A 17,279-nucleotide genomic window follows, 5' to 3' on the forward strand; every position below is an offset into this window, starting at 1 on the left:
AGCGCCTCTTGCCTGGCCCATGACATCCTCCATCCCACCCCTGCCACCCGTGACCATCGACGCCGAGCGGCATCTGCTGTGCCTGGGCGACCGCGAGGTGCAGCTGCAGCCGCGCGTGCTGGGCCTGCTGCAGTGCCTGGCCTCGCGGCCCGGCCAGGTGATCGGCAAGGAACAGCTGCTGGACGAGGTCTGGGGGCACCGCTTCATCACCGAGGGCGTCATCAAGACGGCCATCAGCGAACTGCGTGCGGCTCTGGGCGACGACGTGAAACAGCCACGCTGGATAGAGACGCTGGCGCGGCGCGGCTACCGCTACATCGGCACCGCGCTGCTTGCTGCGGCAGCGCCTGCCGGCGTATCGCCGCCGCAGCGCAGCTCGACGCTGATCGGCCGCGAGGATGCGCTGGCCGCGCTCCAGGCCCGCTGGGCCGCCGCCTGCCAGGGCCAGCCAGGCGTGCTGCTGGTGGCCGGCGATGCCGGCATGGGCAAGACGGCGCTGCTCAGCGAGTTCATGCACGGCCTGGACCAGCGCAGCGGCGACGAGGCCGTGGTGGCGGTGGGGCAGTCCGTCGAGGCGCTGGGCGAGGGCGAGCCCTACCTGCCTTTCCTGGAGGCGCTGAGCCCGCTGCTGGCCCAGCAGCCCGGCCTGCTGGCCGAACTGCGCCGCGTGGCCCCCACCTGGCTGTCGCAGATGCCCTGGCATGTGGCCCTCGAGGACCGCGAGGCGCTGGCCCGCGAGGTGGCCGGCGCCTCGCAGGAACGCATGCTGCGCGAGTTCGCCGTGCTGCTGGATCAGGCCACGCAGACGCAGCCCTGGCTGGTGGTGGTGGAAGACCTGCACTGGAGCGACAGCGCCAGCGTGCAGTTGCTGGGCCACCTGGCGCGACGGCGCAGCAGCGGCCGCTGGCTGGTGGTGGGCAGCTTCCGCCCCGTGGACGTGGCGGCCAGCGAGCATCCGCTGGGCGACATGCGGCGCGAGCTGCGCCTGCACGGCCAGGTGCGCGAGATTGCGCTGGACGGCCTGAACCAGGCACAGCTGGCGGCGCTGACCACCGCCCGCTGCCCCGGCGCTCAGCCGTCCGCGGCCTTCCTTGCCCAGCTGCACCGCCACACCGACGGCCTGCCGCTGTTCGCGGAACGCGTGCTCAGCGAGTTGCTGGAGCAGGGCCTGCTGCGGCCGTTGGATGAGGGGGGCTGGCGTTTCCCTGAAGCCGGCCACCCGCTGCCTTTGCCGCCCACGCTGATCGACCTGATGGAGCGCCAGATCGACCGCCTGCCCGCGGCCGCGCGGCAGATGCTGGAGGTGGCGGCGCTGTCCCCCCACGAGTTCGACGACGTGGTGCTCGCCGAGGTGCTGGGCATCGCGCCGGCCGACGTGCGGCAGAGGCTGGACGGCCTGGTGCGCCGCCGCCTGTGGCTGCTGGCGCGCGAGCCCCGCCTGGTATCGGGCGAGCGCGTCGCCGCCAGCTATGGTTTCCAGCACGCGCTGATGCGCCATGCCTTCGAGCAGCGCACCCCGGCAGCCGGCCGCATGGCGCTGCACCGCCGCCTGGGCCAGGCCATCGAGGCCGTCTACGGCGACTGCTGCGGGGAGCGCAGCGTGGAGCTGGCCGAGCACGCACGCCTCGGCCGCGAGCCGCTGAAGGCCGCCCGCCACTACAACCTGGCGGGACAACAGGCGCTGCAACGCATCGCGCCGTTCTCGGCGCTGGATCTGGTGCGGGTAGGCCTGGGCCAGCTCGACCAGCTCGAGGCCGGCCGCGAAACGGACGAAGCGCGCGTGGACCTGCTGCTGACGCGCGTGCGCGCGCTGGTCGCCACGCGGGGCTACAGCATCCCCTGCGTCGAGGACGCCTACGCCCTGGTGTCCCGCTGGCCGCTGAGCGCCCGGACGCTGCCGGTCTGGTATGCCGCGATCCGGGCCCGGCACAACGTCGGCCGCTGGGCCGAGCGCGACGAGCTGCTGGCCCGGCTGGAAGGCCTGCGCGACCAACCCGACGCGGGCTGGCTGGTGGCGGCGATCTGCGCCAACGCCCGCGGTTTCGTCAACACGCACCGCAACCAGCCCCTGGAGGCGCTGCCTCACCTGGAGCGGGCGCTGCAGCTCTTCGAGGCGCACATGCACCAGCCGGGCGAGAACCCGCAGCTGCTGTTGGACTTCGAGATCAACACGCTGTGCCACCACTACATCGCCTGCGTGGAGCTGGGCGACGCCACGCGTGCCGCCGCCACGGCCGAGCGCCTGGAAGCGCGGCTGCGCCAAGGCGTCATGCCGCTGAACGAATCCATGGCCTTGTTCTACCTGTCCAACGGCGCGCAGCTCCAGGGCGACGAGAAACGCCTGGCCGGCCTGACCCGACGCGCCCAGGCCTTGCTCGCCACGCGCGAATCCCTGCCGTTGGCAGCGCCCAATGGCGTCATGCACGGCTGGAGCCTGTGCCAGTCGGGTGCACGCCAGGCAGGCATCGCGAAGCTGCAGGAGGCGCTGCGCAGCTATGAAACACAAAATTTGATGCCCGGCCGCATGTACTACCTGCAGCTGCTGGCCCGCCAGGCGATGGCCGCGGGCGACCTGACGCTCGCCGACCGCTGCCTGGACAGCTGTGAAGCGCTGCATGCCCAAGGCGAGACCTCGCTGCGCGGCGAGGTGCTGCTGACCCGCGCAGCCCGGCTAGCGCTCACCCCACCCGGTCGTGCCGCCGCGCTGGAGTGCCTGCACGAAGCCCAGGCCTACGCGGAGGCACGCGGCCTCGGCCGGCTGCTGGAGGCAACGCGGCGGGAGCGTCGCCTGCTCGGCGACGGGACCTAACGCCACATCTACCGCCACCGCTAGTCGGTCTGCGGGGCAAAGCACTCAAATGTGGATTCCGAGGATCGCTGGCCACAGTGACTGGCGGCCATCCCACAGCCGCTCTTGTCCGCAGACAACCGCTAGCTCACGTTGAGCGAAGCAATTGAAAATGTGCCACCCTCTCGATTCTCAGCCCAAGTCTGAACTGCCGCAAAGCAGTCGCTGGTGGATTTCTGCATTCAGCCTGGCGCTGCCATAGCCAGACGACCTGCTGGTTCGCTGGATCCGCAGGTCGACCACGCCGACATGAAGGGCGCGCAGATCCCCGAGACACCTACGATAGGTCAGACGCCTTTGCTGATTTTTGAACTCTATTCGCGGCGGGGTGGGACGATGCAGACAGATCCTTTTAACTTCATTTCTGACTTTTGAACTCTATTCACTCGCACCAGGCCGCGCCCCAAGCCTGCATCCTCGACCTCGACGGCACCCTTGTGGACACGCTGGGCGACTTCGTCGCCGTGCTGGGGCTCGTGCTGTCCGACCTGGAGCTGCCGCCGGTGACCCGTGACTTCGTCGAGCACACCATAGGCCGAGGCAGCGAGCACCTGGTACGCACCACGCTGGCCCAGGTGGGCGCCGACGCGGCGCTGTTCGACTGCGCCTGGGCGCTCTACCAGCAGCACTACGCCGCAGTGAACGGCGAGCACGCCGCGGTCTATCCGGGCGTCGTCGAGGGGCTGGAGGCGCTGCGCATCCGCGGCCTGCCGCTGGCCGTGCTGACCAACAAGCCGGCCGCGCCGGCACGCGAACTGCTCAGGCGCAAGGGGCTGGACGGCTACTTCCGACACGTCTTCGGCGGCGATGACTTCGCGCGCAAGAAGCCCGACCCGCTACCGCTCATCAAGACCTGCGAGGCCCTCGGCACGCCGCCGGCGGCGACCTGGATGGTGGGCGACTCGCGCAACGACGCCGAGGCCGCGCGGGCGGCCGGCTGCCCGCTGGTGTTGGTGACCTACGGCTACAACCACGGCGAGGACATTCGCGCCGTGGCGGCGCTGCAGCACCTGGACCGTTTGGACACCCTGGCACTGCCTGCCGGCTGAGGCAAGCCGCACTCCAGCCCTCACGCATTCATGGCGGCAGCTGGCGCTTACAGGCGTACATGGCAGCATCTGCCCGGGCCAGCAACTCCTCCACCTTTTTCCCGTCGGGGCCGTACAACGCCACTCCGATACTGGCGCTGATCGTGAGCCGGTGCCCCTGAAGCAGCAGGGGCTGGGCGAGGCGGCGCGAGACGCGGTCGCCGATGCGTTGCGCATCCAGCGGATCCTGCACCCCAGAGAGCAGCAGCAAGAATTCGTCGCCGGCCAGCCGGGCGACAAAGTCGGTCTCGCTGAGCGAATGGCGCAGCCGCTGGGCCACGGCGCGCAGCACCTCGTCGCCCGTCGCGTGTCCGAAGCTGTCGTTGATGCGCTTGAAGCGGTCCAGGTCGACAAACAGCAGCGCGAATCCCGGCGCACCCGCCGCGGCCATCTCGATCTCGCGACGCACGCGCTGCTCGGCGTGGCTGCGGTTGGGCAGGCCGGTCAGCGAATCGTGCAGCGCCATCTGCTGCAGCTCGGCGCGCTCCAGTTCGGCGGACAGGTCGCGAATCACGCCAACGAAGCGGATCGCAGTCTCGTCGCTGATGTCGGCCACCGTCAGGTGCATGGGGAACTTGCTTCCGTCACGGCGCTGCGCGGTCTCCACGCGGCCGGTACCTATCATGCGCGGCAGCCCAGTGCGCAGGTAGTCCTCCATGTAGCGCGCGTGCTTGAGGGCATGGCGGCTGGGCATGAGCAGGCTGACGTTCTGGCCGATGACGTCCTCGGCGCTCCAGCCGAACAGCCGCTCCGCGGCCCGGTTGAAGGAGCGCAGCGTGCCGTGCTCGTCGATGATGAGCACGCCCTCGGAGACACGGTCCAGCGCGCTGCCGCAGACACGACGCAACGACACCATGCGGCGAGCCGCAACCAACCGCTCGCGGAAGGCGCGGGTGGACAGCGGCTTTGCGAGGAAGTAGTCCACCAGGCCGCGCGCACGGCGCTCCAGCAGGTGCAGCAGCTCTGGGCTGCCGCCCAGCACCATGATCGGCAGCCAGTCCTTGAAGAGCTGGTCGCGCAGGCGCTCGACCAGCCCCACCAGCGCCTGGCGCCCGATGGCCTCGTCGATCAGCACCAGCTCCACCCGTGACTGCCGCACCTGCGACTCGGCCGCACCCGCGCTGGCCGCATGCAGCAACTCCAGCCCCTGGCTGGCGCGCAACGGTCGCAGCTGCTGCAGCACCTCTTCGTCCGGCGACACGAGAAGCAGGCGCAGTGCTGTGCGGGCGGCGCCTTGCGCCTTGGACGGCGGCAGCGCGGAATCGGGCACGGTTTCAGCCAGCGTCGGCGTCTTGGAAGTGATGTCTGATCTCCTGGACCCGATGTCGGTTGCGGCACAGGGCCGCCACCACGTCGGGATCGAAGTGCCGGCCGTCGTGGGCCTGGATGAACGCCAGTGCTTCGGCGAAGGTCCAGGCCGTCTTGTAAGGCCGCGTGGAGGTGAGCGCGTCAAGGACGTCGGCTACGGCCACGATGCGCGCGCTCTGCGGAATGTCTACACCGGCCAGGCCGCAAGGATAGCCGCCGCCGTCCCAGCGCTCATGATGATGGAGCGCGATCTCCGTGGCCATCGCCAGCAGTTCGTTGCCCTCGCCCTCGGGCGCACGAAGGATGGCCGCGCCCTTGACGGTGTGCTCCTGCATGACCTCGCGCTCCTGCGGCGTCAACGGACCGGCCTTGAGCAGGATGGCGTCGGGGATCGCAATCTTGCCGATGTCATGCAGCGGGCTGGCGTTGAGCATCAGCTCGCAGCGCTCCTCGTCCCAGCCCAGCTCGCGCGCCAGCAGCGCCGAAACGTGGCTCATGCGCAGAATGTGCGCGCCGGTCTCGTTGTCGCGGAACTCCGCCGCGCGCCCCAGCATGCGCAGGATCTGCAGCCGCGACTGGCGCAGCGCCGACGTGCGTTGCTGCACCGTGGCCTCCAGCTCGCTCTTTTGCTCCCGCAAGAGGTGGCGGTTCATGTGGCCCGTGGCGTGCATGCGGATGCGCAGCAGCAGCTCGTTGGTATCGAAGGGCTTGGTGACGTAGTCGCAGGCCCCGGCCGACAGCGCGCGGACCTGATTGCCGCGGCGCGTGTCACCGCTGACGACGATGAGCGGCGGCATGTTGTCGCCGTAGCGCGCGCGCAGCACGTCCAGCACCTCCCAGCCGTCCATGTGCGGCATATCCAGGTCCAACAGCATCGCGTCGAAGCCGCGCGTCTCGGACCAGGCCTTCAGCTCGCGCGGATCAGCCACCAGGGTCGGGGGCGCGAAGCCAGCCGACTGAAGCAGCTCGTCAAGCAGCGACAGCGTCGCCGGATCGTCGTCGACCACCAGCACGCGGCCGCCATGCAGCAACAGGCGCGACGGCAGCATCTCAAGACTCCCGGTAGACGGCAACCGCCTGGATCAACTGCTGCGCGCGCTGGTTCAGCTCGGCTGCTGCTGCGGCGCTCTGCGCCACCATGGTCATGTTCTGCCGCGTCAGGTCCTGCAGGCGATCCAGGTCCGCATGCACCTCCTGCACGCCGCCGGCCTGCTGGGCGGACTCCGACGCGATCTCACCCACCAGGCGACTGACCTCGTTCACCTGCGCCAGGATGGCCTCGCCTGTCCGGTCGGCTGCGGCCACGCCTTCAGCGCTCTCGCCAATGTGGCGCAGCGAGTCCTCGACCAGCGAGCGGATCTCGCGGGCCGCCTGCGCGGAACTCTGGGACAGCGCACGCACCTCCTGCGCCACGACGGCGAAGCCACGCCCCGCCGGGCCGGCCCGGGCCGCCTCGACCGAAGCATTCAGTGCCAGCACATTGGTCTGGAACGCCAGACCGTCGATGGTCGCGACGATGTCGGCGATGCGCTGGCTGGCCTGGCTGAGCTCGTTCATGCGCCTTACTGCGTCGCGCATCGCATCGCCGCCGCGATGCGCCACGGCGGCGGCCTGCTCGGCAAGCGTTCGTGCCTGCTGCGCCGAACGCGCGTTCGCCTCGCTGCTGCGCCCCAGCGCCCCGACCGCGTCGCCGGCCCGGCTCAGCTGATCCGCGGCTGACCGGCTGCGCGCGCTCACGTCGGCGCTGCCGGCCTTCACCTCGTCACTGGCCAGTACCAGCCGCTCCATCTGGCCCGCCACGTCAGCCACCAGCGACCTGAGATTCAGGCCGGACTGGTTGACCGAACGCATCAGCAGCCCGAGCTCGTCCAGCCGCCCCAGTTCGCTGACGGCGATGGGCTCTCCGCTGGCCACGCGCGCCGCTTGCGCTGCGATGTGGCGCACCGGGCTCAGCACCTGCCGGCGCAGGAACGCCGTCTGCACGGTCACGGCCAGCACCACGCCCACGGCAGCCGCCAACGGCGTCGCGCCAGCGAGCTGCACTGGCAGCAGCACCAGCAGCGCCGCCAGCACGCCGGCGAACAACAGCCGCGCCTGCAGCGACATCAGGCGCCAGGCGCTCAACGGCCTGAGCCAGTCCGAGCGGATGAGCAGGCCCTGGCGGAAGGTCCAGCCGCGCATCAGGCCTTCGCGAAAGCGCTGGTACAGCTGTTCGGCCTGCGCGACCTCATCGGCGCCCACCGGCGTGCGCACCGACATGTAGCCCCAGGGCCGTCCCGCCCGCCGCACCATCGTGGCGTTGGCCCGCACCCAGTAGAAGGCGCCGTCCTTGCGCCGGTTCTTGACCAGCGCCGACCATGACTGGCCGCGCTTGAGCGTGGCCCACATGTCGGCGAACGCGGCGCGCGGCATGTCGGGGTGGCGCACCAGGTTATGGGGCTGCCCCACCAGCTCCTCGTGCGAGAACCCGCTGACCTCGGTGAAGACGCCGTTGGCATAGACGATCCGGCTGTCCAGGTCGGTCGTCGACATCAGCGTCGCGCCCTCTGGCACCTTGTGTTCCTGCCGCGTCACGGGTTGGTTGTCTCGCATCTGGCACGACTCCCCTCGGAAAGGCCTTCATCCACGTTGACGTGGCCATCCCGGATCATGATCGATATCAAACGATATTTCAAATACGTTTGATATCGAACAAACTTCTCGAACCAGAAAAGACTATGAAGCGCGGCTTGGCAAGCCGTCGAGTTCGCCCTCGCGCACCCAGCGCGGCGCATCAAGGGCCGCCCGGCCCAGACCGCACACCAGGCCATCGAGCTCCTGCCTGACTCGCGCCGCGCGCTGCTGCAACAGCAGGCCGGTGCCGCCTTCGCCCGCGAGCTGCCGGCAGGCGCCGACCAGGCCATGGGCCCCAAGCCGGCGCGCCACCTGCTCGAGCCGCGTCGCGGCGGCGGCGGCCTCCTGGGCCCGCCCTGCCAGCCAGCCGTGCACGGCCTCCTGCAGCAGCCTGCGGCCTTGCTGCTCGATCACCTGGGCCAGCCCGATGCGGGCCTCAAGCCCGGCGGCACCGAGATGCGCACCGAGCACCTCCCCCCCCAGCCGGCCTTCGGCGGCGGGCCGCTGGAGGGCCTGCAAGGCCTGGCGCAGCGCAGCCGCCGGCGTCGCCCAGTCGAATACCAGCGCCGCGCCATCAGCCAGCGCCTCGGCGGTGCGCGCCGCATCGATGCCTCGCGTCATCGCCAGCAGTGGCGGCAGGTCATGGGTGCAGTGGAAGGACCTCAGCAGCGTCAGCGTGTCCGCGGCGTAGTCCAGGTCGATGACAAGCAATGCCGCGGCCTCGCCTGCCGCCAGCCTCGCAATGGCCGCCTCGGCATCGACACAATATTCAGCGCGATAGCCAGCTTCATCCAACAAGCTGGCGAGAGTCCGCGTGCGCAACTCATCGGCCTCGACAATCAGCGCAGCCTTCCTCATAACCACATTGTCTGTATGGTTTAAGCATCCGGCATCCCCGACCTGGGTGTCACGCAGGCGCGCCCCGGCACGCTATCGCTATCATTTCCTGCAGAAGTGCCGCCCACCCGCCCGTGTTCCGCACCACCATATGCCCACGAACGACGCCTTGGACAGGCTCTACGACAGCCCGGACTTCCTGATCCGGCGCGCCCATCAGGTTGCCAGCGCCGCGTTCGCCGAAGCCTGCGCGGACCTGGACCTGACCCCCGCGCAGTACGCCACGCTGTTCGCTCTGCGCCACCGTGCGCCGATCAGCCAGAACGAGCTGGGCCGCGTGATCGCGCTGGACCGCGCCACGATGTCACTGGTGGTCCGCCTGCTGCGCGAGCGCGACCTGGTGAGCGCCGCCGACGACCCCACGGACAAGCGACGCAGCCTGCTGACCCTCACGCGGCCGGGGCGCCTGCTGCTGGCCCGGGCCGAGAAGGCCAGTTGGCGGGCCAGCGAAGACCTGCTGGCCGTGCTCAGCCCGGAGCAGGCGGCCACGCTGATGGAGTTGCTTGGGCTGCTGACCAGCGTGCACCGACCGGGACCGTCACCGGCCCCGCAGTGAGGTCAGGCCCTGGGGGCGTCAGCGCCGGCGTTCGCGCTTGACGCCCAGCAGCGAGTCCTTCAGGCCGTCGTCAGCAGGCTTGTCGCCCAGCCAGATGCGCAGCAGCGCACTGAAGAACTCGGGCTCCTTGATGGTTTCGCCGATGGGCTTGCCGTTGAGCAGCACTGTGGAACCGATGCCGGGCACGTAGTCCACCGAGAAGTTCTCGCCGCTGTTGAGCTGCTTGCGGCTGGCAAAGACCTCGCTGAGCTTGAGGACGCCGTTGATGGACTTGGCGAACTCGTCGCGCGTCACGTTGGCCTCGATGCCCTTGGTGAAGAGCTTGCCCAACTCGTTGCCGTCGATGTCGCGCAGCATCTGGATGTGGATGCGCTTGGGGCCGGGCGTAGCCAGGACCTCTTGCGTGGTGCCGGCCTTGTGCGTCAGGTACAGCCCCGCCGTGTAGACCTTGACGACAAACTTGTAGCGGATGCCCGCGCCGTTGAGTTGCAGCTTCTGCCCGGCAAGATCGAGCGTCTGCTCGTACTTCACATTGGCCACCTCGACGGCCTGGGCCTGGGCTCCCCCGCCACACAGCCCGGTTGCGGCCAGCAGTGCCGCGACGATGAATGCGCGCATGTCTCGCTCCGTTGTCGTGCCGCGATAGCGGCCTCTTCGCGAGGCGAAGTATGGCCCGAGAAGGTGAAAACCCGGCTGATACACTGACCCGATCATGTTCATCACGCGCAAGCACATCACGGGGTCGAGCGACCGGGGAGCCTGGCCCTGGCGTCGCTGGTCAGCCCTAGCCTGATGCCGCTTGGCGCGCCCTGACGCGCTCCCGTACGCGTTGCCCGTTCACGAACCGGGCTGCACGCCAAGCCCTGAACACTGCCGTTTCAAGGTTTGACCGTGATCACCGAACTCGAATTCCAGAGCCTCGCTTCCGAGGGCTACAACCGCATCCCGCTCATCAGCGAGGCATTTGCGGATCTCGAAACCCCGCTGTCCCTCTACCTCAAGCTCTGCGCCGGTTCCGGCCAGGGCCGCAACAGCTTCTTGCTGGAGTCCGTCGTCGGCGGCGAGCGGTTCGGGCGCTACTCCTTCATCGGCCTGCCGGCGCGCACGCTGATCCGCGCGACGGGACACCTCAGCGAGGTCGTCACCGATGGCGCCGTCGTCGAGACGCACGAAGGCAACCCGCTGGACTTCATCGCGGCCTACCAAGAGCGCATCAAGCCCAGGATCCCTGCCGGCTTGCCACGCTTTTGCGGCGGCCTGGCCGGCTACTTCGGCTACGAAGCCGTGCGCGCGATCGAGAAGCGCCTCGACCGCGAGCACAAGGGCGAATCGCTCGGCACGCCGGACATCGTGCTGCTGCTGTCCGAGGAAGTCGCCGTCATCGACAACCTCTCCGGGCGCCTGTACCTCATCGTCTGGGCCGACCCGCGACAGCCCGAGGCCTATTTCCGCGCGAAGAAGAAGCTCTCCCAGCTGCGCGACAAGCTGAGCTACTCCGTCAGCGTGCCGCGTGTGCCGCGCAGCGAATCCCACCCGGTCACGCGAGGCTTCACCAAGGCCGACTACCTGGCCGCCGTGGCCAAGGCCAAAGACTACATCGCCGCCGGTGACCTGATGCAGGTGCAGGTGGGGCAGCGCATCTCCAAGCCCTACAAGGCCGAGCCCATCGCGCTGTATCGCGCGCTGCGCGCGCTGAACCCCAGCCCTTATATGTACTTCTACGACCTGGGCGACTTCCAGATCGTCGGCGCCAGTCCCGAGATCCTCGTGCGCGAGGAGCACTCGGGCGACGGTTCGCGAAAGGTGACCATTCGCCCGCTGGCCGGCACCCGCCCGCGGGGCGCCACGACCGAACGCGATCAGGAACTCGAAGCCGAATTGCAGGCCGACCCGAAGGAACGCGCCGAGCATCTCATGCTGATCGACCTGGCACGCAACGACATCGGCCGCATCGCCCGCACCGGCAGCGTCAAGGTGACGCAGGCCTTCGTCGTCGAGCGCTATTCGCACGTGATGCACATCGTCTCCAACGTCGAGGGGACGCTGCGGGACGAGGTGGGCCAGCTGGACGTGCTCAAGGCCACCTTCCCCGCCGGCACGCTGACCGGCGCGCCCAAGGTCAGGGCCATGGAGCTCATCGACGAGCTGGAACCCGTGCAGCGCGGCATCTACGGCGGCGCCTGCGGCTATCTCAGCTTTGCCGGCGACATGGACCTGGCCATCGCCATCCGCACCGGCATCATCAAGAACGGCACGCTGTACGTGCAGGCCGCGGCAGGTGTGGTCGCCGACTCGGTCCCCGAGCTGGAATGGCAGGAGACAGAGGCCAAGGCCCGCGCGCTGCTGCGCGCCGCCGAGCTGGTTGAGGAGGGCTTCTAAATGCTCTTGATGATCGACAACTACGACAGCTTCACGTTCAACATCGTCCAGTACTTCGGTGAGCTGGGCGCCGACGTGAAGGTGGTGCGCAACGACGAGATCACCGTGGCAGACATGGCGGCCCTGAAACCCGACCACATCGTCTTCTCGCCCGGTCCGTGCACACCCAACGAGGCGGGCGTCTGCGTGGAGGCCATCCAGCACTTCATGGGCAAGAAGCCTTTGCTGGGCGTCTGCCTCGGCCACCAGTCCATGGGCCAGGCGCTGGGCGGCAAGATCGTGCGGGCGAAACGCCAGATGCACGGCAAGGCGAGCACCATCACGACCGACCAGCGCGGCGTCTACACAGGCCTGCCCAAGGACTTCAGCGTCATCCGCTACCACTCCCTGGTCATCGAGGAAGCGAGCTGCCCGGCGGTGCTGGAAATCACCTCGCGCAGCGACGACGGCGAGATCATGGGCGTGCGCCATCGCGAGCTGGCCGGCACGGCCACGCCGATGGAGGGCGTGCAGTTCCATCCCGAGTCCATCCTCAGCGAGCATGGACACGCGATGCTGCGCAACTTCCTGGAGCTGAAGCCATGAGCGACTACGCGCCCGGTTCCGGAGGACACGGTGGCGATGCCGTCGTCGACCTGCGCAGCGATACGGTGACCCGACCGACGCCAGCCATGCGGGAGGCCATCAAGGCCGCCCCGGTTGGCGACGATGTCTTTGGCGACGACCCCACCGTCAATGCACTGCAAGAGCGCGTCGCCGCGCTGCTCGGCAAGGAGGCGGCCCTCTTCATGAGCAGCGGCACGCAGAGCAACCTCTGCGGCCTGCTGGCGCATTGCGGTCGCGGCGATGAGTACATCGTCGGCCAACTCGCCCATACCTACCGCTACGAGGGCGGCGGTGCGGCCGTGCTGGGCAGCATCCAGCCCCAGCCTCTGCCCAATCAGACCGATGGCTCCATCAGGCTGGAGGACATCGCCGCGGCCATCAAGCCCGACGACCCGCACTTTGCACGCACGAGGCTACTGGCGCTGGAGAACACCTGGAGCGGCAATGTGCTGCCTGCCAGCTACGTGACGGCGGCCTGCGAGTTGGCCCATTCGCGCGGGCTGTTCACGCACCTGGACGGCGCCCGCCTGTTCAACGCCGCGGTCGCCTCCGGCCGCACGGTGACGGAGCTCGCGCGCCACTTCGACTCGGTCTCCATCTGCTTCAGCAAAGGCCTGGGCGCGCCCATCGGCTCCATGCTGGTGGGCTCGCGCGAGCTCATCCATCGCGCGCACCGCATCCGCAAGATGGTGGGCGGCGGCCTGCGCCAGGTGGGCCTGCTGGCCGCCGCGGCCGACCATGCGCTGACCCATCACGTTGAACGCCTGGCCGACGACCACGCGCTGGCCCGGCGCCTTGCGGAGGGCCTGGCCGCCCTGCCCGGTGTCACCGTCACGCCACCGCAGACCAATATCGTCTTCGTCCAGGTCAGCGACGGTCGCGGCCCGGCACTGCTGGAGCACCTGAAGGCGCGCGGCGTGCTGGCCACCGGCCTCATCGGCCTGCGCTTCGTCACCCATCTGGATGTCGATGCCGCCGGCATCGAACACGCCATTGCCTCCGCCGCCGACTTCTTCAAGAGCTGAGCCATGCCGATCACCGACAACGAAGCCCTGACCCGCGTCATCGAGCACCGCGAGATCTTCCACGATGAGATGCTGACCCTGATGCGCCGCATCATGGCTGGCGAGATGTCGCCCGTCATCGCCGCGGCCCTCATCACGGGCCTGCGCGTGAAAAAGGAAACCATCGGAGAGATCACCGCTGCCGCGCAGGTCATGCGCGAGCTGAGCAACAAGGTGCCGCTGGGGCCGCTGCCCCATCTCGTCGACGTCGTCGGCACGGGCGGCGACGGCGCCCACAGCTTCAACATCTCAACCTGCTCCATGTTCGTGGCGGCCGCGGCCGGCGCGCAGGTGGCCAAGCACGGCAACCGGAGCGTGAGCAGCAAGACCGGCAGCGCCGACGTGCTGGAGGCGCTGGGGGCCAACATCCAGCTGACGCCGCGCCAGGTGGCCGCGTCGGTGGCCGAGTGCGGCATCGGCTTCATGTTCGCGCCCAACCACCACCCCGCGATGAAGAACATCGCGCCGGTACGCCGTGAACTGGGCGTACGCACCATCTTCAACATTCTGGGTCCGCTGACCAACCCGGCCGGCGCACCCAACATCCTGATGGGGGTGTTCCACCCCGACCTCGTCGGCATCCAGGTGCGCGTGCTGCAGCGCCTGGGCGCCGAGCATGCGCTGGTGGTCTACGGCAAGGACGGCATGGACGAGATCTCGCTGGGCGCGACGACGCTGGTCGGCGAACTCAAGGACGGCGCCGTGCGCGAGTACGAGATCCATCCCGAGGACTTCGGCTTTGCAATGGCCAGCAACCGCAGCCTGAAGGTCGAAGGCCCCGAGCAGTCACGCCAGATGCTGATCGGCGTGCTGGATGGCCAGCCCGGCCCCGCGCGCGACATCGTGCTGCTGAACGCCGGTGCGACGCTGTACGCCGCCAACGTGGCGGCCAGCCTGCCCGACGGCATCGCCCGCGCCCGCCAGGCCCTGGACAGCGGCGCCGCACGCGCCAAGCTCGATACCTTCGTGAAGACCACGCAAGGGCTGGGAGCGAGCTGATGGCCGACATCCTGAACCGCATCGTCGAGGTCAAGTGGGAGGAGATCGCGGCGGCCAAGAACAGGCGCTCGCTGGCATCCCAACGCGAAGAGGCCGAGGCCCGCAGGGGCGAACAGCGTGGCTTCGAGCGCGCTTTGCGCAGCAAGATCACCGCGGGCCACGCGGGCGTCATCGCGGAGGTCAAGAAGGCCAGCCCATCCAAGGGCGTACTGCGCGAGGACTTTCGTCCCACCGCCATCGCCGAGAGCTATGCCCGCCATGGCGCAGCGTGTCTGAGCGTGCTGACCGACGAGCGTTTCTTCCAGGGCTCGGTCGCCTATCTGCAGGCCGCCCGCGCAGCCTGCGAGCTGCCGGTCCTGCGCAAGGACTTCATGGTGGACGAATACCAGGTCATGGAAGCCGGCGCGATGGGCGCGGACTGCATCCTGCTGATCGCCGCCTGCCTGGCCGACGCGCAGATGGCCGATCTGGAAGCCGCGGCTCATGCTGTCGGCCTGGACGTGCTGGTCGAGGTGCATGACGGCGCCGAGCTGGAACGCGCGCTGAAACTGAAGACACCGCTGGTGGGCATCAACAACCGCAACCTGCGCACCTTCGAGGTCACGCTGGACACGACCCTCGGCCTGCTGCCGCGCGTGCCGGCTGACCGGTTGCTGGTGACGGAGTCCGGCATCCTGGGCGGGGCGGACGTAAAGCGCATGCGCGACGCCAATGTGCACGCCTTCCTCGTCGGCGAGGCGTTCATGCGCGCACCGGAGCCAGGCGAGGCCCTGGCAAACTTGTTCGGATGAAGCTGCCGCTGCAACTCCCTGACACCGACTGGCGTCCCGTTGTCGACGCCTGGGCCGCATCTCCTGCCGGGCAGCGGCTGCAGGCCTTCCTCGAACAACGCGCGGCCGTCGACGCCACCATCTACCCGCCCGAACCGCTGCGCGCGCTCACGCTGACGCCGCTGGCGCAGACGCGCGTCGTCATCCTGGGCCAGGACCCCTACCACGGCCCAGGCCAGGCCGAGGGCCTGTCCTTCAGCGTGCCGCCGGGCGTACCACTGCCGCCCAGCCTGCGCAACATCTTCAAGGAGATCCAGCGGGACCTGGGCAAGCCCTTCCCGCCCAACGGCAGCCTGGTGCGCTGGGCCGAGGGTGGCACGCTGCTGCTGAACGCCGTGCTGACCGTGGAGGACGGCCAGCCCGCCAGCCACGCCAACCAGGGCTGGGAAGCACTGACCGATGCGCTGATGAAGGCCGCCGCCGAAGACCCGGCCCCCAAGGTCTTCATGCTGTGGGGCAGCTATGCCCAGGCCAAGGCACCGCTGATCGAGGCGGCGCGCCAGGGCCATCTGGTGTTGAAGGCCAACCATCCGTCGCCGCTGTCGGCACTGAAGCCACCGCGCCCCTTCATAGGCTGTGGCCATTTCTCAACAGCCAAGGCCTGGCTGGAAGAGCGCGGGCGCGGACGATCCGCCACCAGCGCCCAGTCGACTGACTAGGCTTGCCCGCCGGGTGGCCGTCATCACGGCAGGCCACCGCCCCGGCAAGCCCGGACTTTCGCCGGATCGAGCAGGATTCCCGTGCCAAGCCCCGGGAGCACCGCCAAGCCCGGGCGGATTGTTCCGCCAACAGCAACTCGCCATTCTGCTGCGCCGGCTTTTTCTCGCGGGCCGCAATTCCTAAAGTGACAACCTGTCGGCACACCCCGTCCCCACCGGGTGATCGACCAGGAGAGTCACCATGAACAACAACACCCGCTCCCTTTTCTCGCTGATCACCGCCGCGACGGCCGTCACGGCGCTGGCGGCAGGCATGCTGCTGGCGATCAGTGCACCCGTGCCCGCAGCAGAGGACTTCGGCCAGGCAGTCACCGTCGCCGCAAGCAACGACGAGGCCTGAGCGCCGCTCAGGCCGTACAGCGCATCTTCACGCCACCCAGCGCCTCGCGGCCGATCAGCTCCACGACCCAGTCGACGAACACGCGCAGCTTGCTGCTGAGGTGGCGGTTCGGCGGGTAGACCACGTAGACGGGCACCGGGTCGGTGTCCCAATCCTCCAGCACCCGCACCAGCTCGCCGCTCTTGAGCAGCGGCCCTGCCATGAAGCAGGTCACCTGCACCAGCCCCAGGTGGGCCAGACCGGCATTCAGATAGGCATTCGCGTCGTTGACGGCGATCGCGTGGTTGCCCACCACATCCACCACCTCGTCGCCACGGCGGAAGGTGTCGCCCACGATCTTGCCGGTGCGCGCAGAGAAGTAGCCCACCATGCGGTGCGGCGGCTCACCCAGCTCGCGCGGGTGCGCCGGGGTGCCGTGGCGGCGCAGGTACTCCGGCGTCGCGCAGGTGATGAAGCGGAACTCGCCGATGCGCCTTGCCACCAGGCTCTGGTCGGTCAGCTCGCCGCCTCGGATCACGCAGTCGACGTTGTCGCCGATCAGGTCCACCGGCCGGTCGCTGACGCCCATCTCGATCTGGATGTCCGGGTACTTCGCGTAGAAGTCCGGCAGGTGCGGAATGATCATCTCGCGGCCCACCACGCCAGGGACGTCGATGCGGATGCGCCCGCGCGGCGTCATGCGCGCCTGGTTCATGCTGCCTTCCAGCTCTTCCAGGTCGGACAGCAGCCGCATCGCGCGTTCGTAGTAGGCGGCGCCATCCGGCGTCACCGTCACGCGGCGTGTGGTGCGGTTCAGCAGCTTGGTGCGCAGATGGGATTCCAGCGTCTGGATCAGGCGCGTGACGGTGGCCTTGGGCAGGTCCAGCGAGTCGGCCGCCTTCGTGAAGGTGCCGGCCTCGACGACGCGCACATAGGCCTGCATGGCTTGGAGTCGATCCATGGTCGTCCGGTTGGGTTGGAACGCGCCCCTACGAGCGGCACGGGAATTTCGATTGTTCCACGCACAAGAAAAGTGAGTCGTCTCGAAGGCCG

Annotated in this window: 16 protein-coding genes; 10 read left to right on the top strand and 6 right to left on the bottom strand. The window is 68.9% G+C overall.

The window, feature by feature from the left end; all coding sequences use genetic code 11:
- Window positions 1-19 precede the first annotated feature (19 nt).
- Window positions 20-2,809, top strand: coding sequence for an AAA family ATPase (locus QM732_RS21855; RefSeq protein ID WP_415658194.1), 2,790 nt, complete (start codon window positions 20-22; stop codon window positions 2,807-2,809).
- A gap of 410 nt (window positions 2,810-3,219) precedes the next feature.
- Window positions 3,220-3,897: a phosphoglycolate phosphatase gene (gene gph / locus QM732_RS21860; protein WP_415658195.1), complete on the top strand. Its 678-nt coding sequence runs from the start codon at window positions 3,220-3,222 to the stop codon at window positions 3,895-3,897.
- A gap of 28 nt (window positions 3,898-3,925) precedes the next feature.
- On the opposite strand, the gene QM732_RS21865 is transcribed toward gph, so the two are convergent.
- The 4 genes from QM732_RS21865 to QM732_RS21880 form a co-directional block, all read right to left on the bottom strand.
- Window positions 3,926-5,206 (bottom strand): diguanylate cyclase domain-containing protein, encoded by a 1,281-nt coding sequence (locus tag QM732_RS21865; RefSeq protein WP_415658196.1) that lies wholly within the window; start codon window positions 5,204-5,206, stop codon window positions 3,926-3,928.
- A 4-nt stretch (window positions 5,207-5,210) separates the two neighbouring features.
- Window positions 5,211-6,293, bottom strand: a complete 1,083-nt coding sequence (locus QM732_RS21870; RefSeq protein WP_415658197.1) for an HD domain-containing phosphohydrolase — start codon at window positions 6,291-6,293, stop codon at window positions 5,211-5,213.
- Window position 6,294: 1 nt separating this feature from the next.
- Window positions 6,295-7,836: a methyl-accepting chemotaxis protein gene (locus tag QM732_RS21875; protein WP_415658198.1), complete on the bottom strand. Its 1,542-nt coding sequence runs from the start codon at window positions 7,834-7,836 to the stop codon at window positions 6,295-6,297.
- 123 nt (window positions 7,837-7,959) lie between these two features.
- Window positions 7,960-8,715, bottom strand: a complete 756-nt coding sequence (locus QM732_RS21880; RefSeq protein ID WP_415658199.1) for a hypothetical protein — start codon at window positions 8,713-8,715, stop codon at window positions 7,960-7,962.
- A gap of 130 nt (window positions 8,716-8,845) precedes the next feature.
- Between QM732_RS21880 and QM732_RS21885 the strand changes: the two genes are divergently transcribed.
- Window positions 8,846-9,310, top strand: a complete 465-nt coding sequence (locus tag QM732_RS21885; protein ID WP_415658200.1) for a MarR family winged helix-turn-helix transcriptional regulator — start codon at window positions 8,846-8,848, stop codon at window positions 9,308-9,310.
- A gap of 18 nt (window positions 9,311-9,328) precedes the next feature.
- Here QM732_RS21885 and QM732_RS21890 read toward each other — a convergent pair whose 3' ends face one another.
- Window positions 9,329-9,928 carry a chalcone isomerase family protein gene (locus tag QM732_RS21890; protein ID WP_415658201.1) on the bottom strand — a complete coding sequence of 200 codons (600 nt, stop codon included), beginning with the start codon at window positions 9,926-9,928 and terminating at the stop codon, window positions 9,329-9,331.
- 273 nt (window positions 9,929-10,201) lie between these two features.
- On the opposite strand from QM732_RS21890, the gene trpE reads away from it, so the two are divergent.
- The 7 genes from trpE (at window position 10,202) to QM732_RS21925 (ending at window position 16,247) form a co-directional block, all read left to right on the top strand.
- A complete protein-coding gene (gene trpE / locus QM732_RS21895; RefSeq protein WP_415658202.1) occupies window positions 10,202-11,689 on the top strand; it encodes an anthranilate synthase component I in 1,488 nt (495 codons plus the stop codon).
- A complete protein-coding gene (locus QM732_RS21900; RefSeq protein ID WP_415658203.1) occupies window positions 11,690-12,274 on the top strand; it encodes an anthranilate synthase component II in 585 nt (194 codons plus the stop codon).
- Window positions 12,271-13,320: a low-specificity L-threonine aldolase gene (gene ltaE / locus QM732_RS21905; protein WP_415658204.1), complete on the top strand. Its 1,050-nt coding sequence runs from the start codon at window positions 12,271-12,273 to the stop codon at window positions 13,318-13,320. The genes QM732_RS21900 and ltaE overlap by 4 nt, the downstream gene beginning before the upstream one ends.
- Window positions 13,321-13,323: 3 nt before the next feature.
- On the top strand, window positions 13,324-14,358 hold the full coding sequence (gene trpD / locus QM732_RS21910) for an anthranilate phosphoribosyltransferase (protein WP_415658205.1): 1,035 nt from the start codon (window positions 13,324-13,326) through the stop codon (window positions 14,356-14,358).
- Window positions 14,358-15,149 carry an indole-3-glycerol phosphate synthase TrpC gene (gene trpC / locus QM732_RS21915; protein WP_415658206.1) on the top strand — a complete coding sequence of 264 codons (792 nt, stop codon included), beginning with the start codon at window positions 14,358-14,360 and terminating at the stop codon, window positions 15,147-15,149. The genes trpD and trpC overlap by 1 nt, the downstream gene beginning before the upstream one ends.
- Window positions 15,146-15,847, top strand: a complete 702-nt coding sequence (locus tag QM732_RS21920; RefSeq protein WP_415658207.1) for a uracil-DNA glycosylase — start codon at window positions 15,146-15,148, stop codon at window positions 15,845-15,847. Before trpC ends, QM732_RS21920 begins: the two co-directional genes overlap by 4 nt.
- A 241-nt stretch (window positions 15,848-16,088) precedes the next feature.
- On the top strand, window positions 16,089-16,247 hold the full coding sequence (locus tag QM732_RS21925) for a hypothetical protein (RefSeq protein ID WP_415658208.1): 159 nt from the start codon (window positions 16,089-16,091) through the stop codon (window positions 16,245-16,247).
- A 7-nt stretch (window positions 16,248-16,254) separates the two neighbouring features.
- Here the strand turns inward: QM732_RS21925 and QM732_RS21930 are convergent, their stop codons facing one another.
- Window positions 16,255-17,187, bottom strand: coding sequence for a LysR family transcriptional regulator (locus QM732_RS21930; protein ID WP_415658209.1), 933 nt, complete (start codon window positions 17,185-17,187; stop codon window positions 16,255-16,257).
- Window positions 17,188-17,279: the final 92 nt, after the last annotated feature.

This window comes from Roseateles sp. (assembly GCF_047654805.1).
Taxonomy (GTDB): Bacteria; Pseudomonadota; Gammaproteobacteria; order Burkholderiales; family Burkholderiaceae_C; genus Pelomonas.